This window comes from Myxococcus sp. AM010, from assembly GCF_013372585.1.
In the GTDB taxonomy this organism is placed as follows: domain Bacteria; phylum Myxococcota; class Myxococcia; order Myxococcales; family Myxococcaceae; genus Myxococcus; species Myxococcus vastator.
In genome coordinates, this window is the sequence record NZ_JABXEO010000248.1 from 1 (window position 1) to 421 (window position 421).

Annotated in this window: 1 protein-coding gene; it reads right to left on the bottom strand. The window is 66.0% G+C overall.

What is annotated here, in order from left to right:
* Positions 1 to 372: hypothetical protein (locus HV826_RS36545; protein WP_176421590.1), on the bottom strand; the 372-nt coding region annotated here is incomplete at its 3' end.
* Positions 373 to 421: the final 49 nt, after the last annotated feature.

Genomic DNA, 421 nt, shown 5'->3' on the forward strand with positions numbered 1-421 from the left:
GGTGAAGGTGGCGTCCGCGTAGGGGAACGTCCCGGACAGCTCACCATTGGGCTTCGCGAGCGGCGGTGAACCCAAGTCCATGAGAAGGATGTTCCCGGGGGCATCCTTCGCTGGACCCCGGCAGTCCGGGCCGCCGCTGACGGCGAGATCCACGAGGCGTCCATCCGCGAGCGCCGATGTGTACGAGCGCGAGGCGTGCGACAGCCAGGACTGGGTGTCGGGAGCCGGTGACTTAAACTCGTTGAAGGGGTTCATCAACAGCACCCCGCCCGATGCGACCATCGCGTACTTCGTGGGCCCGTGCGTGTACCGGCAGCCTCCGGAGGTGTAGTCGACGTCGAGCGTGTAGTCGCCGCTGGTCGGCATGATCATGAAGGCCCCCAGCCGCTTCGTGTGCGGGAGGTTCGGATGATCGTAGTCC